Below are 26360 nucleotides of genomic sequence, written 5' to 3' on the forward strand. Positions count from 1 at the left end.
GGGATTGAGCAAAGACATTAAAGTAAAGCTGTATTCTAATTCGTCCCAATTTAACGGGGAAATGAAAGCAATTGCCGTTCAAATGAAGAACATAAAGTCTGAATTTGAAAAGAACCGGACTGCAGTTGGTGTGTGGGGCAATGAGCTGAAAACCTCACAAACGAAAGTCAGAACCCTTTCACAGCAATTGGATCAGCATAAAATGAAGGTTAAAGCACTTGAAAGAGCTTATGCAGATGTGGCCATAAAAAAGGGAAAGGACGCACAAGAGACACAAAACCTTGCCCGACGTTTGAACTATGCAACAGCTGAAATGAATAAAACGCAAAATGCGTTAACACAAACGACCAACAAAATTCAGAGGATGGAAGCTGAGATAAAACGAACTTCCTCATCGCTTTATAAAATGGGCCAAAGAATGAATACAGTTGGCAACAAAATGAGAAGTACCGGTGCTTCGGTAGCGATGACTACAGGTGTTGCTTTCGCTAGCTTGGCCCTCCCACTGAAAGACGCTGTAGAAGTTGGTATGTCATTTGAAACACAAATGAGTAAAGTTAAAGCAATATCAGGGGGAACAGCTGCAGAAGTCGAAAAGCTGAAAAACCAAGCCAAAGAGTTGGGGGCAACAACTGTTTTCACCGCCAGCCAAGCAGCAGACGCACAAAGCTTCCTGGCAATGGCCGGATTTAAAGCAAACGACATTTACGCAGCGATGCCAGGTATGCTGAATTTAGCAGCTGCAGGTCAACTAGATTTAGCTGCTGCCGCCGATATTTCATCTAATATGATGCAAGCTTTTGCCATGAAAGCATCGGAAGCTGGGCACGCATCGGACGTAATTGCATACGGTGCAGCTAACGCAAATACGAATGTGGAGCAAATGGGAGAGGCCATGAAGTTCCTTGCGCCTAACGCCAATTCATTAGGATGGGGCCTAGAAGAGTCAGCGGCCGCAGTCATGGCGTTTGGTGACGCAGGTTTACAAGGTTCTATTGCAGGACAAGCATTTGGTACGTCTTTGATCAGGTTAGCAACGCCTGCTAAAAAGGCGCAAAAGGAAATTGATAGATTAGGATTTGCGTTTTTCGATGCGGCGGGAGATATGAAGAGTATGCCGGAAGTTGTGGCCGAAATGGAAAAGGGCATGAAAGGCATGACGAAAGAGCAACAAGCCGCAACCTTAAAAACCATTGTCGGAGCTGAATCATATAAACATTGGGCTATTCTTTTACAAAAGGGCAGTAAGGCATTAAAAGATAACACGAAGGCGCTAAAAGAATCGGACGGTGCAGCTAAAAAAATGGCTGACACAATGCTTGATAATGCCCGAGGCAGTATCATTGCTTTTCAATCAGCTGTGGAAGGGGCAAAGATTAAGCTCACTGAAAGTCTGCTTCCTGCACTTGGGAACCTAGCTGACAAAGGTGCAGACATCGTTTCCATGTTTAACAAAATGGATTCTGCCACAGCCCAAACGGTTGCTAAAACGGCGCTGTTTGCTACTGGTGTTTTAGGAGCCACAACAGCAGTCGCAACGCTTACGATGGGTATCGGAGCGCTTTTAGCATTTACAGGTCCAGTAGGGCTTGCGATAGTCGGTGGGACTGCTTTACTAGGCGGTATTGCCGTTGCAACCTATGCGTATAACGAGCAACTGAAAAATCAAAAGAAACGCCAGGAAGAAGCAAAAGAATCGGCTCTTCTATATGGTGAGGGCGTTTCTAAAGCGACACAAAAAGCGGCCGAATCATACGTTAATCTACGTGAAAAAGCCACTTCACAGCTATTTCAATTGACTCAGGTTTCAGGTGATGAAGCAGATAAGATGGCAAATAGGTTACTTAAAACTTATCAGAAAATGTCATCTTCTTTAGTTAAAGAATTAGAAGGATTTAAAACAGATGCATTGGCTGTACTTAATGGTCTTTTTGAAGATCAAGAAGGGAAAATGAAAGAAAAGGGCGAGGAATGGTCTGATCAGCTTGTCGGAAAAATTGATGAGGATGTACAAACAGTTCGTAAGAAAATGAAGCAGTTTGAGAAGTTAAAGGAAGAGACGGGCTTAATCACTTCTAATATGAACGAAGTACAACGCAGAACATTTAATGAAATTATCACATTCTTCCAACAGTCTACTAGTAAATTTGCCGCAAATCAAAAGGATGCTTTAGCTATTCAACAGAGGGTTTCCGAGAGCCAAAATAAGCTATCTTTTAAAAATGCTAAAGGCTATAACGATCAGATCACTGAGTTGTATAAGGAAGGTCAGAAGGCAGCAAAAAAAGACAGAGATTATATGGCTCAAGTGATGGATGAGGCCCTTGCTAAAGAAGCGATAAATGCCGAACAGCATAAGGCCCTAAAAGCCAAAATTAACGCAGACTATCAAAAGTCACTTGCACAAAACCTAAACACATATAAGAAAAGCTCAGAAGCTCTTTTTGATCAAATGTCTAAAGATGGGCAACTGCTAGATTTAGAAACGGGCAAAGCGTTGGAAAGACAAAAAGAGTATTCAAGTAACTCAATGGGTATTTTCGTAGAAATTGAAGAAAGTGAAACTGCATATCAAGCGCGCTGGGCTGAAAAACAGGTCGCATTTTTGCAAAAGCTAGGAGACAGCAAAGAAGAAGCGCTAGAGCAAACAAGGAAATCCCTCATTGAGTTTAACGAAGGATTAGGACTAGCAAGTGATAAAGCTGCCTCCGAGGCAGACAAAACAATTGCCAAAGTAGAAAAGAAGATGAACCGCGCAACATCTGCCCATGAATCAGGAAAGAAAATGGGGGATGAATTTGCTGACGGCTTAATAGATGCCACGCCTAACACCTTAGCAAGTGGGTCGATCCTCAAACAAACACTGGATCAAAAACTGCGAGAGGAAAACGGCATTCCTAGAATAGCGGGGAAAGACAAAGGTCAATCATTTAGCGATGGTATCAGTTCGTCAAAAGTTAACGTATCTAACAGTGGTACATTGCTGCAGCAAGCACTTGGGCAAAAGCTAAGTGAAGGCAATGCAGGAGCTAAAACATTCGGCTCTCAAAAGGGTCAATCATTTAGCGCGGGTATAAGCTCAACAAAAGGCAGCACAAGCACCGCAGCAAGTAGCGTAAACCAAACAGCGTTATCAAACCTAAACAAAAATACCACTCAAGCCACGCAAGCAGGTGTAACAAAAGGGCGAAGTCACAGTTCAGGAATAACAAGCACAAAGGGCGCCAATACGTCTGCAGCATCTTCCGTAAGTGCGTCAGCAACAGCACAGCTTGCCAAAACAACCGATGGCGGGGGCGGACAAAAAGCAGGGGTTCAATTTGCATCGGGAATCCGTAGCCAAGCCGGAAACGCCAGCAATTCAGGCAGCACCGTAGCACAATCAGGAAAACAAGGCTTATCAAGCGTGAAAACAACTGGCACAGGTGCTGATTTTTCTAAAGGTTTTGCTAACGGTATTCGTAGTATGGGCGGCACCGGAGGTACGATATGGAAAGCTGCTTGGGCTATCGGTAAAGTTGCAATACGTTCACTGAAAGATTCCATACAATCAAAATCACCAGCAAAGAAGACCATCGCAGAAGGTGTGAACTTTGGAGACGGCTTTATCATTGGGCTTGGAGAAAAAGCGCAGGACGTGAAAAAAAGCACTGCAGCTATGGCGCAAGGTGCTATGTCGTCATTTAAATCTGAAATTAATAGAATGGCTTTTAACATCCAGGGGGCAGCAGATGAGATAAACACAATGCGCGCCGAACTGACTGTGAAAAACGAAATTGATACGCCTGTATTAAACCAAAAGCTAGATGCCCTTATTAGTCTTCTATCAAACAATTTACAAACGAACAATGAAAGCGTAAGTGCTGCAGGACAAACAATCAAAATCCATCCTTCGCCTGTCATTATTGGTGGTGAGCATTTAGCGGACATCGTTTTTAATCAAGGAGACACATCCATACTAGATAAAAAGAGCGCTCAAAAATACGAGCAGAACGCGTATAAAGGAGGGCTGAAAAGATAATGGATCTATATTTTGATTTCAGAGACGGAATGGGGGAGCAACCTTTATCGGGGTTACTGCCCTATTTTAAGTTGTTGAGTTTTGCACCTGACGCGCCGAGCACTGAAAGGGAGCTTGTACAGTTAACCAGGTTTAACGGACTTGTACCAACGCAGCATCCGCGAGACATAGTGTACAAAGAAAGATCTATCAAGGTTGAGATATTGCTTGATGCTAAAATCGCGGCAAACTTTTATCAGTACAGACATGAGTTTTATGATCTCGTTGTTCAGCCCTCCTGGTATTACGTCTCATGTGATCTGCTTCCTGGGAGGCGTTTTGCGGTTACATGCGATGGGGGCTTTCAGATCCCTAAGGATAAGCAAAAAAACCAGGTATCTTTCCAAGTGGATTTTAACAATATTACAGGACTAGCAGAGTCAAAGGGCACGTCTTTAAGCGCACAGAACTTTTCTAATGAAAGATGGTTTTCAGGAATGGGAATCCAAAGGCGCGACGATCTGCAGTACCGTTTTAAAAACAAAAAACGTTTCAGTGTATTTAATCCCGGCTTACCTATTAACCCACTGCAGCATGATTACAACGTTCTGCTTAACGCAAAGGGAAAAAACATAACGATTATCAATCACACGAATAACGAAAAATTGAAAATAGAAGCCGATCTGAAAAAGTCCCAGCAGGTCAGGAACTTGAAACAATATACCGTTGTCGGCAATAAAAGATTGAAAACGTCGGGAAGGCTGCCGTCCTTAGATAAGGGCATGAATGAGTTTGAGATTCAGAATACCAATGATTTTGAAATTGTATTCGATACAAGATTTTATTTTCCGTAAAAGGGGGATGTCATGGCTGCTGCAGATTTTATAAAAGAGATAGCAAAAGACGCGCAGAGGATTTATAAGAAATACAATATTTTAGCTTCTCTTATCATTGCGCAGTCTTGCCTAGAAAGCGGATGGGGAAAAAGCGAACTAGCTCAAAAAGGTAAAAACTTATTCGGGATAAAAGGATCATTCAACGGTCAATCTGTCCTCATGTGGACCACTGAGTATGATAAAAAGGGTAAAGCAACCAGAGTACAAGCACCTTTTAGAAAGTACCCTTCATGGTACGAATCTATACAAGACTTAGCAAAGCTGTATCTAAAAGGGGTAAGCTGGGATCCAAACATTTATAAGGCTGTAATCGGTGAGAAAGATTACACCAAAGCAACAGCAGCACTTGTGAAAGCAGGGTACGCTACGGATCCAAACTATGCAACGAAATTGAATAGTATCATCTTCACTTATAAACTTACGCAATACGATTCGGTGGAAGGTGTGGATGATGGCCCAAGTGAACCTGAACCACCAGTTAAACCGTCTTACCCAAGTAAGGAATACCAGGGTAAGGACGTAGAGTTAAATGACGGACTACCTTCTGATATTGATTTTAGGCAGCTGCACGTCTCAACCAAAGACGGCAAAGAGCTTGTGGAAATCGTTGGCGCTGTGTTGGAGCTTCAAGACGATACAACAGGTAAGAAGAGTTTCACCTTTACCCTATTGCGGACTGAGGATAATGGGGTGGAATTTGATTTGCTTGTTCCAGGAAACATATTGTACCTGGATGAAAAAGTTTACAACCATCAAAAATATTACATTACAGATATTGAGCTTGATCAAAGTAGAAAAAACGTGCTGCAGAAAAAGGTAACGGCCAATCATGTGTATACCGTCTTACTGGTAAATGACAGGGTAGAAGAAAAGATTTCAAAGAAACTGAAAATCAATGAAGCTTTAGACATTGCCCTAGCCGGTACCCCTTTTCAATATGTTCTAAAAGCAAAACTATCGGAGTTTGACGAAGTAGATCAAGACGGCTTCGGAGAAAAAAACAGAGTCGAATTAATGGATCAGATTGTTGAGGATTACGAAATAGAGCTAGATGTAAATAACTACGTCATCTATGTGCATTTAAAAATGGGTAAGGTAGTAGACTTCACCCTTGACAGCCGATACAATATGCCAGGCTTTAAGTTGAAGATCAATGACCAAAACACATCCACAAGAGCTTGGGGTTACGGCGCAGAGAAGAAAGCTAAGAAAAGTGATGCTAAATCAACTGATACAAAAACGAACGAGGATGAAAAAGAAAAAGAGCCTGAATATGAATTCGAGCCTATCCTATACATCCATCCTGATGAAGATAAATTTTTGATCGAGGGTAAGCCGCGCTGGGGTGAGCCGATAAGAGACGACACAGTAAAAAAAGCAAGCAACATGGTATCTGCTTTGAAAAAGCACGTAAACCCATATCCTGACGTGGTAGTTGAGGCTGAGTATCAGTATATCTATGAGCCAGCATTGCAGGGTATAGAAGAGGATTTTTGGAAAGGTGACACGATCCACGTTATTGCTGATACGGCAAACGGCATCACGTTTGAGGACGATGTAAGGTTAGTGTCTGTCACTTATAATCCCCTCAACCCGTATGACAGCCCTAAAATGACTTTCGCAAACTTCCGAAAAGACATTCAAGATTATCAAGTAAGCCAGGCACGGCAGATTAAGCAACAAAAAAGATATATAGATCAATTGATGAGAACGCTCAATTAGAAGCGTTTTTTCTTTTGGATTTGAAAGGAGTGAATAAATTGGTCCGGCTTAAAAAAGATTATGACACAACCCGAAACTCAGTCTATGAATCCCAATTGCGCGGCGACATGCAAACAGTTGAGAATGAGCTTAATAAGAACACCAGTGAATTACAGTCTCACAAGGATAGTAAAAAAGCTCATTTATCTAGTCAGATTATGCATGGTCTATTTACGGTTGCCAACAGGATTGACAACATGTGGGCTAGATTGACAAACCTTGTTCTTAATCATGACGGGAATGATGTCAAAGAAGTTGTAGACACCCGCGTCGCCTTTGACGCAAGCATTCACAAAACAGCGAAGGATAGACTAGATTATGATTTTGGTTTGATCATAAGTCGCTTAGATCGGCAGCCTGACATTAATGTACTTGATTTAGGCGCTGATCCAACTGGCAAATATGAATCTGCATTTGCGATTCAAGCAGCGTTAGACCGCGCTAAAAAAGGTAAAAGCGTCAGAGTGGTCGTGCCTCCGGGTGTTTACCGTCTAGGAGCGACGTTAGTCAATTGGGGTAATACCTGGTTTGATGCTAAGGGTGCCTATTTGCTAAATTATCACGGCAAGACGATGATGACTAATGGTGACGGAACAGTTGAGTACCTGGGCTATGAAGGAAATGGAAATATATACATTGACGGAGGGACTTGGGATTGCAGAGGAACAGAATTTAAAACTAAAAATAACTGTTTTTCTTTCGGTCATGGTAAGAACATCTTTATTAGAAATTCTGCTTTTAAGGATGTCAGCGGTTATCATGCGATAGAATTTAACGCTTGTCAAAACTTTAAAGTGTTAAATTCAGATTTTTATGGATTCGTAGACCATGATGGATCAAGATATTTCTCGGAGGCAATTCAGGTGGACCTTGCTCAAAGAAAAGAAGTATTTGGGGCATTCGGTGCTTATGACTTCACGACTTGCAAAGACGGACTAATTCAAGGCTGTAACTTTGGCAAATCTAACACACCAGGTACGCAAGCGTGGCCACGCGGTGTGGGATCACACTCAAGCACAATCGGCTACTGGCACGAAAACATAAGAGTGAAAGATTGCTTGTTTGAGGATATGGCCGGTTGGGCCGTTAGGGGTTACAACTGGAACGTCACTGACATTAAAGATAACACCTTGCGAAACTGTAGATTTGGTATAACAGTCAGCGCCATTGATCCAGCAAATAAACACCATTCCCTAAACGATAAGTTTGAACAAATGTCACGTTCACAATCCTTTAGACATGTTCATGTATCAGGAAATACGTTTTTAGATACAAGGGAAAACGAAGCGATTTACATTCGTGGTATTAATGACGAATCAGGATTTGTGCGAAATGTTAATATTCAAAACAACATTATAGACGGTGTTGGTGGTACAAACCAAGCTGGCATCAGATTGGATGCAATCAGAAATGGCATTGTATCTGGTAACCAGATTTCAAACACATCCGGTGATGGGGTTCTGATGAATGACTGTGTAGGAGTAACCGTATCGGGAACTAACCAAATTAGTTTTATAGGAAGAGATGGCATAGCAGCTTTTGGTGAATCTTCTGATTTAAGTATTACTTCAAATGTTATTAGAAGACCTAAACGCTATGGAATAGAAATTTCAGGTGTGCTTTTTGGCGAAGTTTCAGATAATACTGTTACAGGAGCGGGACATGGTGAACATGGAAAGTATGAAGCCATTAGAATTGCAAACGGAGCAAGAGATATACTTCTTGCAGATAACAAGTGTCGATCTATATCAACATTAACGAAATTAGCAAGGGCGGGGATTTACATTACTTCCTCTGTTAAAGGAATTGTTAGACATGGAAACTACTGCAAGGGTGACTGGACGATCAGCGGCATCGTAGACAATTCTAAAAATCCAAAAACAGATGCAAAGGATGTGGCGTAATGTATTTGATTATGGATACAGACAGATTAGAAGTGGCTTCGGCTTTTGTGTCCGGGGAGGATGTCACTGCTTATGACTTTGAAGGAAACCGAGTAATCCAGCTTGAGGGAGTCAACTTTGACAACGTGTATTTAGAAGACGGGGACGGCCAAAGAGTTGAATTTTCACAAATCGCGCCAGTAAGTCAGAGTGAAATAGAAGAAATGCGAAACCTTATTAAAACTCTGAATGATAAGGTTCTGCAGCTAGAAAAGGAGGGTAGGCAATGACCAATAAAATATACAAAAATGGTTCGCTATCCTTTGTCATAGATGCTTACAATCAAAGCGTCTATGATTCTAAAATCATTTTTTCAACTCAAGATGTAGGCACAGCTAGATTAATATTCAAGCTGCGTAAAGATGGTATGCCTCTCCCCTTATCAGCTGTAGAGGGTAAGTTAGTATTGTTATTCTCCAATGGGTCAAAGCACATTAGAAACATCTTGGTGTCTGACAAAGTGGAAGGGATAGCCGAATACATTTTAAACAACGATGAAATCAAGATATACGGCAGAGTGCAAGCGTCTTTGAATCTCTTCTATAAAAATGGGCAATCAATGTCTGTGCATGAATTCATTTTTGATATAAAGAAGAACCTAATTGATGAAAATATTGTTCCAGCTGCAGAATATTACATCGACCATTTTGACTCGTTGAAATCAAAAATAGAGCAAAAATCAGCGGAGCTTGAAGCAGAAATAAAAAAGCGCACCGGTGTAATGAAGGGAAACATTGATGAGATTACAAAAGACCTGCAGGTTCAGCTAGACAGGATGAAAGAGAAACTCGACGATATCGAGGCGCTTGAAACAAAAGAGGGTGCAAAAGCTAAAGTAGCCGAAGCGCTTGAAACAGCTAAAAAATATGCGGATGTACATGCGGCAGACCAAAAAATACATGTGACCGAAGCGGATAAGGAAAAGTGGAATGAATCTCAGTTAGCAAAAATCACAATGGATAGTGGCAGAGTTTTTTATAGGAGTAGCTCAGAAGTTACCGACTATAACACAATAACTCAAACGGGCATGTACTTGATATACAATGCGGGTGTCAATGGTCCTCCGTCTTTTAATCTCGTATTTCTGCTCGTTATGAGCTATGGCAACACTCTTGCCCAAATAGCATACGAGTCGGTTACTGGTAAACAGGCGTATTTCCGTTTTCGCAAAGTTGATTCTGAGTCTTGGACGGCTTGGGAACGAATTCTGACGGCTTCCGATCTTGATTTAAAATGGGAAAAGCCCACATTACAGCCTAGCTGGAAGCAATATGCCCCGGCAGACGGTAGCATTCACACAGTGAGATTCAGTAAGGATGTTGCGGGAGTTGTCGAGATAAAAGGCGCTGTTTGTGGTGGTGTTCTAGGACTTGATACGCCCGTCTTTACCTTACCCGTAGGTTATCGCCCGATGCAGTCAGAGTATTTCAACGGAGTTGCGTCAAGCGTGGGAACACCTGGAATCCCGCAACATCACCGAACCTTTATCGGCACAGATGGACGGGTATGTATACAGTCCAGTTCAAACACATCAAACCCTGTTGAATTTTTATCATTCGGCTTTCGGTTTAGGACTAGGTAAGGAGGTAGTTAAAAATGATATGGGTTTATAAGTATAACGACGAATTTATTTGGCAGCCAGGCGAAGAAATTGAAGTTGACGTTGAAAATGGCGAGCAAATACCCGAAGGCTACACAAAAATACAACCTCCGAACGGACTATATCTGCCTAAGTATGATCCAGTTAAAGATAAGTGGTTCGAGTCGGCCTCCCAAGAGTATATAGACAGTTTGCAGCCTGATCCACTTCCGCCGGATGATGTAATGATGCTTAAAAAACAAGTGGCTCTACTTACATTGCAAGTGTCACAGCTACAGAGAGGCGGGGCATCATGATATACCCAACGTCAGCCGATATAAAAGTATTCTGGGATTGGGGCGTGTACACTCTTGAGATTATGCGAGAGTATGTTTTATTGGGCGTAATTACAAAAGAAGAATACGAGCAGATCACAGGCACCGTATTTGATAAACCGTCTGTATCTGTGGATTTAGGAACATCAGCATCTTAAAAGGTGCTTTTTATTTTGCCTTCTTAAAGGAGGTGATTAACGAAATGGAGGAAACAATAGTGTTTATTAACTTTGAAACTTTGGATTTGGCGAAGACATATTTATTCGGCGGTGTTAAATTTTTGGACTTGCTCTTGCTGCTGAGTGTTATGGATGTTTTAACGGGCATTATCAAAGCGTGGAAATTTGGTAAACTACGTAGCCGTACAGCATGGTTTGGTTACGTGCGTAAGATGCTTAGCTTTGTGGTGGTGATTGTGTCAAACATCATTGACCAAATCATGGGATTAAATGGAGTGCTGACCTTTGGGACAGTGCTTTTTTATATTGCAAACGAAGGTCTTTCTATCACAGAGAACCTCGCACAGATCGGCGTTAAAATTCCGGCTGCTATCACTGACAGGCTGCATGTGATCGAGTCTGACAGCCAAAAAGAAGAATCAGAAAAGAAAGCTGCTGAGTAATCGGCGGCTTTTTTCTATATAAAAAATGATTGGAGAGATTGATTATGACAAAGAAAATTATGCTTGATCCGGGACACGGTGGACATGATCCGGGCGCAGTAGCAAACGGGTTGAAAGAAAAAGACCTTGTATTAACTATTGCTAAGAAAACAAAAACAATACTTGAGAAAGTTTACGGGGTAACAGTTAAGCTCACACGATCAACTGACGTTTATATTGATCTGTCTCAAAGAGCAAGACTAGCAAATAAATGGGGCGCTGATTATTTTGCATCAATCCATATCAATGCAGCTGGCGGCACAGGCTTTGAGACGTATCGTTTCGATAAATTATCTGCAGCATCCAGCACGGGTAAGCAGCAAAAAATTGTGCATGATTTCATTTATAACAAGATCAAAGCAAAAACATCTGACCGCGGGAAAAAGTCTAAAAATCTTGCAGTATTGCGAGAGACAAAAATGCCAGCAATCCTAACAGAGAACCTTTTCATTGACCGCAAAGAAGATGCTGCGTTGCTGAAACAGGAATCATTCCTTGATGCTTTGGCCGAGGGACACGCAGAAGGTATCGCATCGGCCGTCGGTTTAAAAAAGGTGTCATCATCATCTAAAACAAGCTCTAAAAAAGAAACGGCGCCAAAAGGCATTGAAATGGCTTTGGTGAAGCCGAATGCTGATGGGTGGCTATGGGTCTATGATAAGCCGAATTGGTCAGCAAAGCACAAAAAAGTAAAGCCGGGTGAAGCATTTACAATTGATAAGACCGTTACGGTCAACGGGGCAAAAATGTATAAGCTTAAATCAGGTCTTTATATCACAGCTGCCACGAAATATGTTCAGGTAAAACAAAAGTAAAATGAAAAAGCCCTTCCTTGTTGGAGGGGCTTTTTTGTCTTAATTCAGTTACTTCAAGTCCACCTATATATTTTTGATATGATGCAAAAGGAGGTTTTCATCTATCTTGTGTAATGATTCTTATTACTTATTTTTACATAAATATTGGAAAGTGAAAGGATATTTGCGATAATAAATTGAAATCATGTTGGATAGTGATTAAAAATAAACATGTGGACTGTTTGATTTTTCTCTGAATTGGGAGGTGAACTATAATGAATGGTATAGATATATTAGAAGAAGTATCAAGAATTGGTCAATTAATTCTGGTGCTCTCTGGTTATGCTCTTCATTGGCGCTTGTCGAAATTAAAGAAGGAACGTCCTCTTACAAAGTACGAGAGTTTCCTTAAATTTTTTGTAATGCTTGGTTTAATTACTTGGGCGCTATCATTCTTCTTTCTATTTATGTGGGGTTAATTTGTCGCAATATGTCGACCTTTGCAAAAAGACTTTAACTCTCTCTTAAACCCCTTTATTTTCTAATAATGTATGATAAAGTAAATTTGAATTTGAAAATAGGGGGAGTTAATATGAAAAGATTGGTTTTTTTAATGTTAGCATTAGTTCTAGCTGTGACTGCCTTTGCTCCAGCTGCATCTGCAAAGACACAAAGTTCAGGATTAGAAGGTTTGACAGAAGAGCAAATTGAGAAGTCTTTAAAAGAAGTTGAATACATCTTCACAAAAATTATAGTTTCTGATGAAAAAGGCTTCGTCATTAATGAGAAAGAGCTTGCAAATTCACCTTATTCAGATGCAGTGAAAGATGGAATGGTCGCTTTTGCAAAAAACATGAATAAAGATGTTGCCACTAAAAGCAACACTGTTACGCGATGTATTGAAGATGCAGCTGGAATCGCTAAAGGTTCTTTAAAGCATCTACAAAAATCAATAGACAAGGGAGATTGGGTTGCGGTAGCAGGTGCTATTAGTCTTATGGGCGTAGCAATTCATCCTACCGTTGTGTTTATATTCATGCTAACTTGTGGTGCAAAAGTAGCCAAAGTTGCTCCTGCTCAATAAGATTATTATGTGAAATTGGCCGTCCATTTGGGCGGCTTTTACTTTTATTTAAACCGCCATTCTTTCTTCTCTTTATCCCATTCTAATTCATTTCTTGATATAAGGTTCTTAACCGCCTTACGGATCGTCTGCTCATCCCTGCCTGTTTTTATTTTAAGGTCTTCTATTGTAGGATTCTTGCGAAATCGGCTCATGTTATAGATTATTCGATATATTTTCCTCTCAAGGTCTGTCATACATAAACCTCCCACAAAAAAGAATGTACGTTCGATTATAAACTCAAAGAAAAAGCCCTTCAAGTAGAGGGCTAATTTAACGATGAATATTTATCAGTTATCATCATATTGCTACCTGATCTTTCGTAAGAGAATTTAGCCACTGTTTCTTCTTCATCTATATAAGGGACTTTCCAAAATACAGCTATCTGATTGACTGTATCATTATCTTTACCAATGTTTGCAGCTAAGTCATCACTATACATTTCAACCATGTTATAAGCTGTCTTACTTGTGTTCAAGGCATCAAAAGACAAGTAAACAAGAGCAATTAACTTGTTCTTCTCACTCGAACCCATATCTTCGTTAATTTCAATTTTTTCAATAGATGTGGTTTTATAGTTCTCTTTGATAATTGTTTTGATTTCTATTTCTGCATCATCTTTTACCATATCTAACTCATCTTCTTCACTGTTATCTTCAACTTCTTCTGAGTTATAAACTTCATTTTTCTCTTCCTCTGCATCTTTATCTTTAGGCAAAGTTTCCTCATCAGATATAACTTCAGAATTGTTTATTTTTAAATTTATTTTAGCAGTAGCTTTTAGTTCTGAGTCACCGCTAATCTGTGGACCAGTTAGGTTAGAACCATTGTCTCCAAAAATTTCTTGAACAACCTCAGTTTGTTCAAGAACCGGTAGTGTTTCGACATATATAATATATTTTCCATCATCAAATACTCCGTCATCTTCATTAAAGAATTTATACTCGAAAGATCCATCCTTTTGAACAGTTGAATTAACTATTGAGTTTTTATGAGAATTTTTGAGTTCAAGACGAATCCTTAGTTTCGTATCTTTAGGTAAGTTGCTCTTCCCACTAATGATAATAATTTTATTGTTTGTGATTTCTTTATCCAAAGTGATCTTTACGTTTAATTTTTCTTTAGTTTCAATGCTTTCTTCTTTTTTACTAGGGTTACTTGTGGATGTGTTTTCTGCTTTGCCACAAGCAGATAAGAATAAGGCACATAAAATCATAAAGAGAAAAGTTTTAATAAGATTCAAAATAGACCCTCCAAAACAAATATTTTCCAAATAAGTCTATCATATTATTGAATTAAAAAGAGGGAAAATAATGTTTTTTCCAAATTAAGAATATTACGGAATTGATGGTCGGGATGTTATAATTTAGTAAGAACAATTCACAATTGGGGTGTGTTATATGCATTTCCGCAAAGAATCAGTTGAAGAAATCATCAAATATGACGATTACCCTTATAAGGTCTATACAAGGGTTTCGACAGACCGCGACGAGCAAATAAGTTCTAAGGAAAACCAAATTGATGTTTGTCGATATTGGATCGAGCAACACAACTATGAATGGGATGACCGTTCTGTTTTGTTAGATGATGGTATCAGCGGTACTGTCCTTGAAGATAGGGCAGCAATGAAATACATTTTTTCATTGGCTGAAAAGAAAGAAATAAAAATGGTTATTTTCAAATCCATCACACGTCTTGCGAGGGATTTGAAAGATGCTCTTTATATTAGAGAGATTTTAGTATCTAACGGTGTTCGTGTCGTGACTCTTGAAGAAGATTATGATAGCCTGTACGAAAGTAAAGCTTCAATGAAATTTGAAATGTCAGCCCTTTTCGCAGAGCAGTTACCTAAATCTATGTCCGTAAACATAAGTGGTGTACTTGCAGCAAAGGCCAGACGAGGAGAGCATTCTGGAAGAGTACCGTATGGTTATATGAAAGAGGGGAAATACCTCGTTATTAATGAAAACGAAGCAGATGTCATAAGATTGATCTTCCATTTATATAACAACGAGGGATTAGGCCAGAAAAGAGTTACATATGCTTTGCAGGAGAAGTGTAAAGCTGGTGAAATACCTCCGCCCAGGAAAAGAAGTAACTGGCAGCTCACAACGGTACAGACAATTTTAAAAAACCCTATCTATTGTGGAGTTCACATTGCTAATAGACATACAACGATAAAGGTAGATGGACGAAAGAAATTCATTAGAAATCCACCTGAAAAATGGACTGTTTATGAAAATTTCTGCCCGCCAATTGTTTCTAGAGAAGATTGGGAAAAAGCTAACAATAAACAAACAGTCAATAAAAAGAGAAAATTCACACCTTGGAATGAGTTGAGAAAGTTAATTATTTGTGGAAAATGTGGATCTAAAATGGTGATCATCCAGACTCATAGAGACAAGAAAAATGGAGAGCGAACTTATTGGAAATACCTGAAATGTAGTAATTTTAGAAGGTCTGGGAAAGATGGATGTGTGAATCATGTTCCGATCAAATATGAAGAACTTCGAGATTTTGTGGTTGAAAATCTCATTACATTTTCAGAGGGCATTTCACACGACTTCAAGAAAAATGCTCTTGAACAAAAGGAAAAACAAATTAAAGCCATAAAGGCAGAATTGAAATCTTTAGAGACACAAAACAAAAGATTGTTAGAACTGTACTTAGAAGATCAAATGATTACAAAAGCTGAATTTCAAAGTAAACGGAACGACATTCAGGCCAAAATAACAAATCTTGAACAGAGTTTATTTTCATTACAACATGTACAAAATGAAAAGAATTCAATCATCGAAATGAAAGCAGTCATTCAAGAACTTGAGGATAGAGAAAAAGACTTAAAGCATGTGTTTGAAAAGCTGATTGATCGTATCGTTATTGATCCAAATGGGAAAATAAACATCTATTACAGATTCAAATGACTGCATGGATAACGATTTGCAAAAGGTAGGCTTAGCAAATGCCATGCAAAAGCTGGGAGTCAAAGGTCGATCACAGGCCGTTGTTGAGCTTCTGCGTATGGGTGAGCTAGAGCTCTAAAGTCAGCCGGTTATCCTTCCTCTGCGAAGGAGCCGGTTATTTCTATTGTCTTTCTTGCATTTTCTTTAAAAAACGAGGAAAATAGGAATATACGTTTTAATCAAAGTGAGATGCTATAGTGAGGTATCAATGAAATGGAAGCGAATGAGTTAGACCATGTTGCACATATTGAAAAATCATTACGACATATTGCAGCGATTATTAAGCAAAAAGGTAGAGAAATTCTGAATCAATATACGATCACTCCACCTCAATTTGTCGGCCTTCAATGGCTTTATGAATTTGGTGATATGACTATTGGCGAGCTATCACAAAAAATGTATCTGGCTTGCAGTACGACGACAGATTTAATTGATCGAATGGAAAAAAGCGAGCTTGTCGAGCGAGTGAAGGATCCATCAGATCGGCGGGTCGTTCGTATTCATTTATTGCCTGAGGGCGAGAGAATCATTCAAGAAGTGATTGTCAAACGTCAGGAATACGTGCGTGAATTACTTGGTGCTTTCTCCGAAGAAGAAGTCATCGTTTTCGACAAGTCACTAGTGAAATTACAGCAGCAAATGAAAAGAAAATGAGGCGATTTTGTTGGATCAACCAATCGGCGTGCTTGATTCTGGAGTGGGCGGTTTAACCGTAGCCAAGGAAATCATTAGACAACTGCCAAAAGAAAAAATCATCTATGTGGGCGATACAAAGAGATGTCCTTATGGCCCGCGCATGCAAGAAGAAGTTTTGCAATATACATGGGAAATGACCAATTACTTATTAAGACATCATCACATCAAGATGCTTGTCATTGCATGTAACACCGCAACAGCCATTGCACTTGATGAAATTAAAGCAACACTAGATATTCCAGTCATTGGTGTCATTCAGCCAGGTGCTCGTACAGCAATTAAGGTCACGAGAAACCAGCATATTGGTGTTATTGGAACGATGAATACCATTAAAAGTGATGCATATAAAAATGCACTACTTTCATTAAAAACCGGCCTTACGGTTGAGAGCTTGGCATGTCCAATGCTTGTTCCGTTTGTTGAGAGCGGCACCTTCTTAGATCATACAGCAGATGAAGTTGTAAAAGCCTCTCTTGAGCCGATGAAAGGTAAAGGAATTGATACGTTAATCCTTGGCTGTACACATTATCCGATTTTAAAGGAACCGATTCAACGTTTTATGGGAAATGATGTAAACATCATTTCATCAGGTGATGAAACAGCGAGAGAAGCCAGTACCATTCTTTCTTATCAAGGATTACTTAACACATCTCAAGAAGTACCACATCATCAGTTTTACACAACGGGTGAACAAAGTAATTTTCAAAACATTGCAAGTGACTGGTTCGGTTATTTACCAGGAAGTGTTGAAACCGTGTCACTTGAAAAAACCTATCAGAATTAACCCAGTTCCATTCGGATTGGGTTATTTTTTATGAAAAGGGTCTAATCCTCTGAAGGAGCTCGTATACATAGTAGTACAAACTACCAGAGGAGGGTGAAGTATGCTGAAAAAAGGATCAACAGCAGCCGTTACATGTATTGCATCGGCAATGCTTTTATCAGGATGTGGGCTATTTCAAACAGATCAAGCGAAGACGGAAATTGACCCACCGCAAAACGTCACTTATGTAAAAGAAGATAAAAATGAGAAACAAACAGCGAAAGAAAGTAAAGAGGAGAAACAAGCAGACACTGTTATGAGAGAGTTGTATTTAATTGATAAAGATGGCTATGTTGTCTCTCAATCGATCCCGCTTCCAAAGAGTGAAGGAACTGCAAGGCAAACACTTGAATATCTCGTAGATGGTGGTCCGATCTCTGACTTACTGCCCAATGGCTTTAGAGCTGTATTGCCTGCTGATACAAGTGTATCTGTAGACATAAAAGATGGCACAGCCGTCGTCGATTTTTCAAATGAATTTAAAAACTATAAAAAAGAAGATGAACAGCGCATTTTGCAATCCGTTACTTGGACACTAACGCAATTTGATTCGATTTCGAAGGTGAAATTGAAAATGAATGGGCATGACTTGAAAGAAATGCCTGTAAATGGTACTCCAATTTCAGAGGATCTAAGCCGAGAGGACGGCATTAATATTCAACATGAAGCCGTGACAGATATGACAGCGACACAGCCGGTGACTGTCTACTACTTATCACAATCCGATGACACTACTTACTACGTACCTGTGACGAAACGAACATCAAAAGAAGAAGATGATCCGATTACAGCAGCAATTGATCAACTCGTATCTGGTCCAAGTAAAACAAGCAACCTACTCACTGACTTTGATCAGGATGTGAAACTTGTCAGTGCACCGAAAATAAAAGATGGACATGTGACCCTTGATTTTAATGAATCTATCTTTGGGAGCGCTGATGAAAAGAAGAAGGTCATTTCTCAAAAAGTGCTTGATAGTATTGTGTTAACACTCACAGAACAACCGAATGTGAAAAGCGTTTCTGTGAAAGTAAATGGAAAGGCTGAGCTAGTCAATGAAAAGGGCACTGAACTGACAAAGCCAGTTTCAAGACCAGATCGAGTGAATACAGGTAGTTTTTAAGGTCATACATTTGATATAATGGAGGAAAAGAGGCAAGCATACGAGCTGCCTCTTTTTTATTCCAGGCGGTTAGAATCGGTTTAGGTTGTCTAAGTTAGTAGGAGCGCTGCCACATGGAAGGTATAGAGTAACGGAGGTAAAACATGAGATTTGATGAAAGGCAACATGACGAATTAAGAAAGATTCAAATTGAGGCAGGCTACATTCTTCACCCAGAGGGATCTGTCTTAATCTCAGCGGGAAATACAAAGGTCATATGCAACGCTTCAATAGAAGACCGCGTTCCTCCTTTTTTAAGAGGAGAAGGAAAAGGCTGGATTACAGCTGAATATAGCATGCTTCCAAGAGCCACTTCTCAACGAACAATGAGGGAATCTTCAAAAGGTAAAGTCACTGGGCGTACCATGGAAATTCAACGATTGATCGGAAGAGCACTACGCGCTGTGGTCGATTTAGAAAAGCTCGGCGAACGCACCATTTGGATTGATTGTGATGTCATTCAAGCAGATGGGGGAACGAGAACAGCCTCCATTACTGGGGCGTTTGTTGCCATGACACTAGCGATTCAAAAACTACTATCAGAAGGCGTCATCAAAACAAATCCGATCACCGATTATCTCGCTGCAGTATCCGTTGGAATTGATTCTGAGCAAGGACTTCTGTTAGATTTAAATTACGTAGAAGATTCATCTGCTGAAGTTGATATGAATGTCATCATGACAGGCGCAGGTCGATTTGTAGAGCTTCAAGGAACAGGAGAGGAAGCTACATTCTCAAGAGAACAGCTGAATGGACTTCTCGATTTGGCGGACAAAGGAATCAAAGAACTCATTGAAAAACAAAAAGAAATCACGGGAGATTTCATCGATTAAGCAGAGGGGTTTTGATAAGGATGAAAACAGCCATTATCGCAACACATAATCCTGGAAAAGCGAAGGAATTTAAAGCGATACTTGAACCAAAAGGCTTTTTGGTAAAAACGCTTGCTGACATCGGATATACAGATGACATCGAAGAAACAGGACAAACCTTTGAAGAGAATGCCATCATCAAAGCCGAGGCTGTTTCGGCAGAAGTGGGAGAAATCGTCATAGCTGATGATTCCGGTTTATCGATTGATTATCTTGGCGGAAAACCAGGCGTATATTCAGCTCGATATGCCGGAGAGCACAAGGACGACACAGATAATGTAAACAAGGTACTAAGTGAACTGAAAGGAATTGAAAAAGAGGAACGTACGGCAAGGTTCAGATGTGCACTAGCGGTCAGCATCCCAGGTAAGGATACAAAAACGGTCGAAGGGTCTGTAGAAGGTTTTATTGCGGACAAGCCATCAGGAGAAAATGGCTTTGGCTATGATCCTATTTTTATTGTGAAAGACAAGGATCAAACAATGGCAGAGCTATCTCCAAAAGAGAAAAACAAAATCAGTCACCGTGCAGCTGCACTTCGAAAGCTTTCAACACTGCTTGATGCTGATCAATAAGGGGGAAGCGGTCATGAAGATTTTAATCATCAGTGATAGTCATGGATTAACAGACGAACTTGGACACATTGCAAAACGGCATGAAGGAGAGGTTGATCTGATGATTCATTGCGGAGATTCAGAACTTGAGACCGATCACCCAGCACTGAAAGGCTACAAAACCGTAAAAGGCAACTGTGACTTCATCGGTGACTTTGCAGAAGAGCTCCTTCTCCCATTAGACGGTGGAAGAAAACTATTTCTTACACACGGTCATCTGCATGGCATTAAACAATCATTGCTCCAAGTCTATTATCGTGCAGAAGAGCTAGGAGCAACTGTGATTTGTTTCGGACATTCTCATATTCCAGGAAGTGAACTGATAAAAGGGAAACTGCTCATCAACCCCGGCAGCATCCACCTGCCAAGAGTGCGAAAAGAAAAAAGCTATGCTATACTGACGCTAGATAAAACAAACGCGCACGTACAGTTTTTCACAGATGAAGGTCAGCCAATCAAAGAACTCGAAAACAATGTCACATTGGAATCAATTTCATAAGGGCGCATATTTTGCCCCTTATGAAAAAAGTTTTAAAAAAGACGTTGACTTTAAAGAACAATAGTCATATAATAAATATTGTCGCTGAGGTAATTACTAAAGACGACATTACATATAAAACATGTCCCAGTAGCTCAGCTGGATAGAGCAACGCCCTTCTAAGGCGTCGGTCGGGAGTTCGAATCTCTCCTGGGACGTACTAAATCGGGTACTAAAGCCCGTCAAATCAACCTTCTATATCGTTCAGTGAAACGGTCAGTATAACGGTCACGTAAGAAATTACACCTGTTATTGGCTTATATCACTTTCGATAGAGGAGGTTTTTTGTTGTGACCAAAAGAAAAGGGTTATTAGGTAGCTTAACTGGAAGTAACTCCACAAGTCCAAAAGCTAAAATAAATCAGTCTGAGGTAACAAATAACTCAATGTTGATTTCTGATTCTCTCGAAACCATCGCTAGGCAAACACGTTCCAATTTCATATACTAAGATTGATACAAATGTAAAGGATACAGAAATAAATAGAAAGTCTGTTTTGAGATATCTTAAAGCGTTGTTTGAAGAAGAAATCCTATATTTTGTATCTTTCATATTAATAATTCAATTATAAAGAACTATTGCATAAGGTGGATTCATAGGGAACACACTGCTAAATGGGCATTACCGATTGTAGAAGCCCATTATAAAAAGTTTAAAGGGGGGGCAGCTGGAGTCTTAGACGAAAGAGGAATCTCTTAATTGAGGCTCTCTTTTTTCTATAGGAGCGGATGATTGAACACAGGATACTTTCACCTCAACAATTATACAAATTAATAAAACCGTGATTTTAAACAGCCAATCTCTCACGCTCACAATGAAGCGAATTAGGTATAACAAGTAGAAATAAAGCAAAAGTTATCCAATCCATTAACGAATATCGTAAATAAATCCTTATCACATGTTGGAGAAAAGATAGTATACTAAAGTTTTGTAAGATAAGAAACAAGTGGAGGATACAACATGAGTAATATAAAAGTAGAAATCACAATTATTGGAGAATACTCTACGTTTGATGGATTAGTAAGCGAAGCAGAGAAACTCCCTAAAACAAGCAGAAATCATTATAAGAAAGTCCTAAATTTAATTAAGAAAGAAGCGAAGGATGAGAAGTTTTACTTCCTTTCCACAGGAGCATTCAAAGGCACAACCTTCGGGTATCTATTCTTTACGGATACAAAGGTTATCCTCATTGAAGTAAAACCACCATTTGGCAAATTAAAGACTCATGTATATGAGTATAAGAACTATGACGAAGTGGACTACGACATGACGAAGGCTCTTGGTATTACAAACAATATGATTTACCTTAACAAATCAGGATTATTTGGAAGTAAAAAAGATAGAGTCACACACATCACTTCACCAAACTTCATAGAAATATATGAATTTGTAAAAATGCACATTAAGTAATATTGTGTAAAAAAGAAAGTCTATGTCCTCGATAGAGCGGGATTTCCTTAAAGTTTGAGGTTTATATCAAGCCCAACATTGGATGAAGGCAGGGTAGAGCAACGCCCATCTAAGGCGTCGGTCGGGAGTTCGAATCTCTCCTGGGACGTTTTATGATGAATCAGATTAAAAATCGTTAAAACGCCAGAAACATTGATAAACCAATGTTTCTGGCGTTTTTGTTTTCTGCTAGTATTCGATCCAAGAAGATACATTTTGAAACTTTTTTGCACACCACTACAGAAGCATTGATTCAAATGTGTTTGTTGATATATTCTCGTTTTTCTCTCTTAACTTTTTAATAACGTGAACATAGTATGAGTGTGTGTATGTCTTAAACCTTGCACATTAATTTCTTTAATATTTAAATAACTGATTTAACAGGAAAAGGATTCACTGCTACGAAAAACAACATCTATTGGTCATGAGAACTCCAATACTAGAAGCTCTGCTGAAGGTTTATAGAAACATTAATTGTACAAGTTCTAAATGATTTAAGATCGCTGTTGCGGGTTCTATAACTAATCAACTAAATTAGGATGCTGTTAAGAGTTTTCAACTCATGAATGGGCTGGCTACTGGTGGAATTTATGGTTCAAAGACCAAAAAAGAACTAAACATGTCAGTTTTCTGATAAATTGTCAAAGCGTCAACCGTCCTTCAAAATAGAGGTCGATTGACGTTTTGCTTATAAAACATCCTATTCTTCTAATTCTTTTGGATCTTCTAAGAATAAACGATCTTCTATATCCTCAATATATTCACCAGTGTTGTCAGTGTCTATTATGTGATCAAAGACAATTCGAACTTGGCAATGATTATTTATAACCTCAGAGATTTTCGAAATAGAATTAATTTTCACCAACTCATTTTGATAATCTCGTTGATAACGTCGTATTTCTTCAGCTAATTCATTTAAATCAGTTTCTACCCAATCATTGATATTTACAACGATCTTTGATTGATAACGCTCGATATTCATGTACTATCCTCCTTATTTAAAGTGAAGTGGATTAATAAGCACTCTATACTATCATGTGTATTTTTTGTATCTCCAGTACAGATATTACTATCAAATGCTTTTCAGTAAAAAATCCTATGTAATCCCAGACCTAATTTACCCGTTTTTCTATTTTTGGGTCTAGCGGTTCATGATTGTTCTGGGTGTTTCAGAGTTCAAAAATAATTATGTCACACTAACAAAGGCAAACAACAGAAAGAAGCCTTGAGACAAAGAGGTCTAACAATATAAATGCATAGTTGCACTGGCTTCCTTCTTCATATATCCTAAAATTGGAGTTGGAGGGAAGCCTGTTGATAGAAAAGGATTTAAAGTTAAGTAATATAAAAGGATTATTGATTTTTTTAGTGGTTTTTGGCCATTTAATAGAACTGAATAAACAAAATTATTATCAGCTTTTTGTGTTCATTTACGCTTTTCACATGCCGCTTTTCATTTTCATTAGTGGATATTTGGCTAAAAGAATTAAATTGAGTAAAATAATAAACCTTTTTCTTTTGTACATTATATTTCAGTCATTCTTTGACTGGTTTCTTTATTTTATAGGAGAGTATAAGACGCTAGCATTTCATTATGGTAAGCCGCAATTCCATTTGTGGTACATTGTGAGTATGATTTTTTGGTATGTGCTAGCTTGGGGTTTATCGAAATTAAGATTACACTTGATAGGAAAATTGAGCATCTTTATTTTGATATTCATTGTGTGTCTTATTTCACGATGGTACACTGGTTCGATTGTGGAGACGGTGAAAGAATTTTATCCTAATTTCACTTCTTATACACTTAGTTATCAACGAACCATTTCATTTGCCCCCTTCTTCTTTGCGGGGTTCTTTATGACAAAAGACAATTTGAATGCTGTTTATAAATTTATAAAACCTACAATAGCTAAGGTGTTACTAATTGCTACAGCATCATTAGCAATACTATTTATTGAATTTACGCCTAATTTAGAATGGCTATTCCGTGGTAGCTTCGGAATAAAAAGGTTTTTAGCAAATGATGAAAACTATATGCTTAAAATGATTCTTCATTACCTCTTGTCTGCTTGGTTGTGTTTGCTCCTTCTTATATCTATAAGTAATAAGAAAAGCATTTTAACAAAGTGGGGAGATGATTCACTAGGGATTTTCTTATTCCACCCTGTTTTTGTGTTTTTATTAAGGAAAACGGAATTTATGAATGAATGGAGCGGAGATACACAATTCATTTTTTATTTCGCTTTAGCATTTGTGGTTGTCAGCTTTTTAGGCTCAAATTTCTTTACTGCAATCAGTTGGTTTATCACATCACCTATAAATACTATCAAAAAATTAACATCGTTATTAAAGCCAAATTCGGAAGAAAGAAGAACAAATTTCTAAGTCCCTTAACAGGGGCTTTTTTTAATGTGTTGCTATTGAGTAACTTATTTTGAGACTAATAAAAGAAGGAGAATGAATATGGCTGAAAAGATCGTTTTACAAACACTGATAGAGCGTTCTGTATATTAAATCAGATAGAAAAAGAGAGCGCTATAGAAATGGTTAAATGGGCATAAGCTAAAACTTTTCTTATATAAGACGATATAGACTCTTGTGTTATAAAATTTACAAAAGGAGCGATATTTTTGAAAAAAAACATCTTACTATTAGTATTTATTTTAAGCGCAATTTGCAATCCTTTTTATAAGGTACATGCATTAGAAGAAAAAGGATGGGTGAGCCAGGCTGATTTGCCTGAGCCAAGAAGCCATGCAGCAACAGCTGCGGTAGGGGACAAAATTTATGTTATAGGTGGGTATGGGCAAAAAAGTATGGCAACGAACACCACATTTGTATATGATTCTAAAAAAAATGAATGGTCGCAAAATGCTGATATGCCAATAAATTTAGCTGGTTCTGCTGTCGCAGTAGTAAAAGAAAAAATATATATATTAGGAGGTAATATAAAAAGTAGTAGTTCATATGAAGATTCTTCTAAAGTTTTCATTTATGATACTAAAACGGATACATGGGAACAAGGAATAGATGCACCTACAAAAAACTTTTTGGGTACAGCAGTAGCAATTGATGAAACGATTTATCTTATGACACAACAAGAAAAAACTTCTGCTGCTAGATTTTTTTCCTATAATACATCTTCAAAAAAATGGGTAAATAAGGCGAATCAACCAGCTAATAGAAGAGCTGCAACAGCGGCTGTAGTCGACGGGAAAATTTACTACATTGGTGGTGGAACCAATTCAGGTTCAAATTCAATTTATGAGTATGACCCATCGAAAGATTCGTGGGTAAATAAGGCGAATTTAAACTACGCTCTTTGGTACACTTCTTCTACCGCTTCTAATGGGAAAATCTATATTATTGGAGGTTTTGCTAGTTCATCAACGACCAACTTGCCTAAAATTGTCCAAGTGTATGATCCAGCCTCTGATTCTGTCAGTGTAATGGATGAAAAAATACAGTTTGCCCGCGGTGGAGCTGGCACAGTATCAATAAATGGTGATCTTTATACAGTTGGAGGAGGGACAAAAACCTATACTCAAGGCAATGCCTTTAACTCTATTGAGAAGTATTCAATAAAAGATGTGACTACTCCAGATCCAGGAACTGATAACGGGAACGGTACTAAACCAGATGACGAAGTACCTAGCGAAGACGGAGACGCCCTACTAATCATCACAATGGTCAATGGTCTGCAAAAGGAATACCAGCTTTCAATGAAGGAAGTCAATGCATTTTTAAAGTGGTACAAGCAGCGTGATGCAGGCGAAGGACCTGGCTTTTATGAAATTGACGAGCATGACAATAATAAAGGACCTTTTGAAAGTAAAAAGGATTATGTCGTGTTCAAAAACATCCTGATGTATGAGGTCAATAAATATAAGAAATGACCGTATTTTAAGGTGAGGTCATTCAGTTTCTACTGGATGACCGTTTCGTGTGTTTTTAGTGATAAATATTTTTATTTGCATATAGAAACGGGAGTTAGAAGTTTTTGTTTTTCAATGATGGAGCAGTTGAAAATAGACGTAATAGCACATAAGTAATTAATTATCCTAAGCGCTAATAAAAATTGAAAGATATAATGGTTAGTTACGAGCTACCATTTAGCCTGGTGAATAAAACGGAAAAGAAGCAAAAAATTCA

At 38.8% G+C, this 26360-nt stretch carries 25 protein-coding genes, 1 tRNA gene and 1 pseudogene; 24 read left to right on the forward strand and 3 right to left on the reverse strand.

All coding sequences use genetic code 11. The features are described 5' to 3' along the window. The first annotated feature begins 4 nt into the window (after positions 1–4). From ACQKEZ_RS01440 to ACQKEZ_RS01495, 12 genes are all read left to right on the forward strand, one after another. Positions 5–4021: a phage tail tape measure protein gene (locus ACQKEZ_RS01440; protein WP_427298142.1), complete on the forward strand. Its 4017-nt coding sequence runs from the start codon at positions 5–7 to the stop codon at positions 4019–4021. Next, a complete protein-coding gene (locus tag ACQKEZ_RS01445; protein WP_427298144.1) occupies positions 4021–4854 on the forward strand; it encodes a phage tail domain-containing protein in 834 nt (277 codons plus the stop codon). The genes ACQKEZ_RS01440 and ACQKEZ_RS01445 overlap by 1 nt, the downstream gene beginning before the upstream one ends. A gap of 12 nt (positions 4855–4866) precedes the next feature. Next, the gene (locus ACQKEZ_RS01450) at positions 4867–6618 is read left to right on the forward strand and encodes a phage tail protein (protein WP_427298146.1); all 1752 of its coding nucleotides are present in this window, start codon (positions 4867–4869) and stop codon (positions 6616–6618) included. Between the two features lie 29 nt (positions 6619–6647). After that, positions 6648–8561, forward strand: a complete 1914-nt coding sequence (locus ACQKEZ_RS01455; protein WP_427298148.1) for a right-handed parallel beta-helix repeat-containing protein — start codon at positions 6648–6650, stop codon at positions 8559–8561. After that, positions 8561–8830 (forward strand): hypothetical protein, encoded by a 270-nt coding sequence (locus ACQKEZ_RS01460; protein WP_427298150.1) that lies wholly within the window; start codon positions 8561–8563, stop codon positions 8828–8830. Before ACQKEZ_RS01455 ends, ACQKEZ_RS01460 begins: the two co-directional genes overlap by 1 nt. Then, the gene (locus tag ACQKEZ_RS01465; RefSeq protein ID WP_427298152.1) at positions 8827–10182 is read left to right on the forward strand and encodes a BppU family phage baseplate upper protein; all 1356 of its coding nucleotides are present in this window, start codon (positions 8827–8829) and stop codon (positions 10180–10182) included. The genes ACQKEZ_RS01460 and ACQKEZ_RS01465 overlap by 4 nt, the downstream gene beginning before the upstream one ends. Before the next feature lie 14 nt (positions 10183–10196). Next, entirely contained in the window at positions 10197–10496 is a 300-nt protein-coding gene (locus ACQKEZ_RS01470) for a hypothetical protein (RefSeq protein WP_427298154.1), read from the forward strand. Then, positions 10493–10672, forward strand: coding sequence for an XkdX family protein (locus tag ACQKEZ_RS01475; RefSeq protein ID WP_427298156.1), 180 nt, complete (start codon positions 10493–10495; stop codon positions 10670–10672). Before ACQKEZ_RS01470 ends, ACQKEZ_RS01475 begins: the two co-directional genes overlap by 4 nt. A 44-nt stretch (positions 10673–10716) precedes the next feature. Then, entirely contained in the window at positions 10717–11136 is a 420-nt protein-coding gene (locus ACQKEZ_RS01480; RefSeq protein ID WP_427298158.1) for a phage holin family protein, read from the forward strand. A gap of 44 nt (positions 11137–11180) precedes the next feature. After that, entirely contained in the window at positions 11181–11990 is an 810-nt protein-coding gene (locus tag ACQKEZ_RS01485) for an N-acetylmuramoyl-L-alanine amidase (RefSeq protein WP_427298160.1), read from the forward strand. A gap of 254 nt (positions 11991–12244) precedes the next feature. Continuing rightward, a complete protein-coding gene (locus ACQKEZ_RS01490; protein ID WP_427298162.1) occupies positions 12245–12448 on the forward strand; it encodes a hypothetical protein in 204 nt (67 codons plus the stop codon). Positions 12449–12561: 113 nt separating this feature from the next. Next, positions 12562–13053 carry a hypothetical protein gene (locus ACQKEZ_RS01495; protein ID WP_427298164.1) on the forward strand — a complete coding sequence of 164 codons (492 nt, stop codon included), beginning with the start codon at positions 12562–12564 and terminating at the stop codon, positions 13051–13053. Between the two features lie 44 nt (positions 13054–13097). Here the strand turns inward: ACQKEZ_RS01495 and ACQKEZ_RS01500 are convergent, their stop codons facing one another. Both ACQKEZ_RS01500 and ACQKEZ_RS01505 read right to left on the reverse strand, forming a co-directional pair. After that, on the reverse strand, positions 13098–13289 hold the full coding sequence (locus ACQKEZ_RS01500) for a hypothetical protein (RefSeq protein WP_427298165.1): 192 nt from the start codon (positions 13287–13289) through the stop codon (positions 13098–13100). Between the two features lie 71 nt (positions 13290–13360). Next, complete coding sequence (locus ACQKEZ_RS01505; protein ID WP_427298166.1) at positions 13361–14335, reverse strand: hypothetical protein; 975 nt, start codon at positions 14333–14335, stop codon at positions 13361–13363. 157 nt (positions 14336–14492) lie between these two features. Here ACQKEZ_RS01505 and ACQKEZ_RS01510 point away from each other — a divergent pair, with 157 nt between their 5' ends. From ACQKEZ_RS01510 to ACQKEZ_RS01555, 10 genes and pseudogenes are all read left to right on the forward strand, one after another. Then, positions 14493–16016, forward strand: coding sequence for a recombinase family protein (locus tag ACQKEZ_RS01510; protein WP_427298167.1), 1524 nt, complete (start codon positions 14493–14495; stop codon positions 16014–16016). A 31-nt stretch (positions 16017–16047) separates the two neighbouring features. Next, a pseudogene (locus ACQKEZ_RS01515) lies at positions 16048–16134 on the forward strand (hypothetical protein); the annotation flags it as partial. 134 nt (positions 16135–16268) lie between these two features. Beyond that, positions 16269–16709: a MarR family winged helix-turn-helix transcriptional regulator gene (locus ACQKEZ_RS01520; protein ID WP_427298169.1), complete on the forward strand. Its 441-nt coding sequence runs from the start codon at positions 16269–16271 to the stop codon at positions 16707–16709. A 7-nt stretch (positions 16710–16716) separates the two neighbouring features. After that, positions 16717–17535, forward strand: coding sequence for a glutamate racemase (gene racE / locus ACQKEZ_RS01525; RefSeq protein ID WP_427298171.1), 819 nt, complete (start codon positions 16717–16719; stop codon positions 17533–17535). 100 nt (positions 17536–17635) lie between these two features. Next, complete coding sequence (locus ACQKEZ_RS01530; RefSeq protein WP_427298173.1) at positions 17636–18697, forward strand: GerMN domain-containing protein; 1062 nt, start codon at positions 17636–17638, stop codon at positions 18695–18697. 143 nt (positions 18698–18840) lie between these two features. After that, entirely contained in the window at positions 18841–19569 is a 729-nt protein-coding gene (rph, locus tag ACQKEZ_RS01535) for a ribonuclease PH (RefSeq protein ID WP_427298175.1), read from the forward strand. A gap of 11 nt (positions 19570–19580) precedes the next feature. Beyond that, entirely contained in the window at positions 19581–20183 is a 603-nt protein-coding gene (locus tag ACQKEZ_RS01540) for an XTP/dITP diphosphatase (RefSeq protein WP_427298177.1), read from the forward strand. A gap of 13 nt (positions 20184–20196) precedes the next feature. Beyond that, positions 20197–20721: a YfcE family phosphodiesterase gene (locus ACQKEZ_RS01545; RefSeq protein ID WP_427298179.1), complete on the forward strand. Its 525-nt coding sequence runs from the start codon at positions 20197–20199 to the stop codon at positions 20719–20721. Positions 20722–20844: 123 nt separating this feature from the next. After that, positions 20845–20918, forward strand: a tRNA-Arg gene (locus ACQKEZ_RS01550). Positions 20919–21719: 801 nt separating this feature from the next. Further along, a complete protein-coding gene (locus ACQKEZ_RS01555; RefSeq protein ID WP_427298181.1) occupies positions 21720–22169 on the forward strand; it encodes a PH domain-containing protein in 450 nt (149 codons plus the stop codon). 739 nt (positions 22170–22908) lie between these two features. Here the strand turns inward: ACQKEZ_RS01555 and ACQKEZ_RS01560 are convergent. Further along, positions 22909–23190, reverse strand: a complete 282-nt coding sequence (locus ACQKEZ_RS01560) for a hypothetical protein (RefSeq protein WP_427298183.1) — start codon at positions 23188–23190, stop codon at positions 22909–22911. A 332-nt stretch (positions 23191–23522) separates the two neighbouring features. On the opposite strand from ACQKEZ_RS01560, the gene ACQKEZ_RS01565 reads away from it, so the two are divergent. After that, the gene (locus ACQKEZ_RS01565) at positions 23523–24593 is read left to right on the forward strand and encodes an acyltransferase family protein (RefSeq protein WP_427298185.1); all 1071 of its coding nucleotides are present in this window, start codon (positions 23523–23525) and stop codon (positions 24591–24593) included. A 245-nt stretch (positions 24594–24838) separates the two neighbouring features. Further along, positions 24839–26104: a Kelch repeat-containing protein gene (locus tag ACQKEZ_RS01570; RefSeq protein WP_427298187.1), complete on the forward strand. Its 1266-nt coding sequence runs from the start codon at positions 24839–24841 to the stop codon at positions 26102–26104. Positions 26105–26360 lie beyond the last annotated feature (256 nt).

The organism is Bacillus sp. NPDC077027 (assembly GCF_050269555.1).
GTDB lineage: Bacteria > Bacillota > Bacilli > Bacillales > Bacillaceae > Bacillus.

Bases quoted from the DNA above. Each gene is read 5' to 3' on its own strand.
- ACQKEZ_RS01445 (WP_427298144.1), top strand. From the start codon at position 4,021: ATGGATCTATATTTTGATTTCAGAGACGGAATGGGGGAGCAACCTTTA.
- ACQKEZ_RS01450 (WP_427298146.1), top strand. From the start codon at position 4,867: ATGGCTGCTGCAGATTTTATAAAAGAGATAGCAAAAGACGCGCAGAGG.
- ACQKEZ_RS01460 (WP_427298150.1), top strand. From the start codon at position 8,561: ATGTATTTGATTATGGATACAGACAGATTAGAAGTGGCTTCGGCTTTT.
- ACQKEZ_RS01465 (WP_427298152.1), top strand. From the start codon at position 8,827: ATGACCAATAAAATATACAAAAATGGTTCGCTATCCTTTGTCATAGAT.
- ACQKEZ_RS01470 (WP_427298154.1), top strand. From the start codon at position 10,197: ATGATATGGGTTTATAAGTATAACGACGAATTTATTTGGCAGCCAGGC.
- ACQKEZ_RS01475 (WP_427298156.1), top strand. From the start codon at position 10,493: ATGATATACCCAACGTCAGCCGATATAAAAGTATTCTGGGATTGGGGC.
- ACQKEZ_RS01480 (WP_427298158.1), top strand. From the start codon at position 10,717: ATGGAGGAAACAATAGTGTTTATTAACTTTGAAACTTTGGATTTGGCG.
- ACQKEZ_RS01485 (WP_427298160.1), top strand. From the start codon at position 11,181: ATGACAAAGAAAATTATGCTTGATCCGGGACACGGTGGACATGATCCG.
- ACQKEZ_RS01490 (WP_427298162.1), top strand. From the start codon at position 12,245: ATGAATGGTATAGATATATTAGAAGAAGTATCAAGAATTGGTCAATTA.
- ACQKEZ_RS01495 (WP_427298164.1), top strand. From the start codon at position 12,562: ATGAAAAGATTGGTTTTTTTAATGTTAGCATTAGTTCTAGCTGTGACT.
- ACQKEZ_RS01500 (WP_427298165.1), bottom strand. From the start codon at position 13,289: ATGACAGACCTTGAGAGGAAAATATATCGAATAATCTATAACATGAGC.
- ACQKEZ_RS01510 (WP_427298167.1), top strand. From the start codon at position 14,493: ATGCATTTCCGCAAAGAATCAGTTGAAGAAATCATCAAATATGACGAT.
- ACQKEZ_RS01520 (WP_427298169.1), top strand. From the start codon at position 16,269: ATGGAAGCGAATGAGTTAGACCATGTTGCACATATTGAAAAATCATTA.
- ACQKEZ_RS01530 (WP_427298173.1), top strand. From the start codon at position 17,636: ATGCTGAAAAAAGGATCAACAGCAGCCGTTACATGTATTGCATCGGCA.
- rph (WP_427298175.1), top strand. From the start codon at position 18,841: ATGAGATTTGATGAAAGGCAACATGACGAATTAAGAAAGATTCAAATT.
- ACQKEZ_RS01545 (WP_427298179.1), top strand. From the start codon at position 20,197: ATGAAGATTTTAATCATCAGTGATAGTCATGGATTAACAGACGAACTT.
- ACQKEZ_RS01555 (WP_427298181.1), top strand. From the start codon at position 21,720: ATGAGTAATATAAAAGTAGAAATCACAATTATTGGAGAATACTCTACG.
- ACQKEZ_RS01560 (WP_427298183.1), bottom strand. From the start codon at position 23,190: ATGAATATCGAGCGTTATCAATCAAAGATCGTTGTAAATATCAATGAT.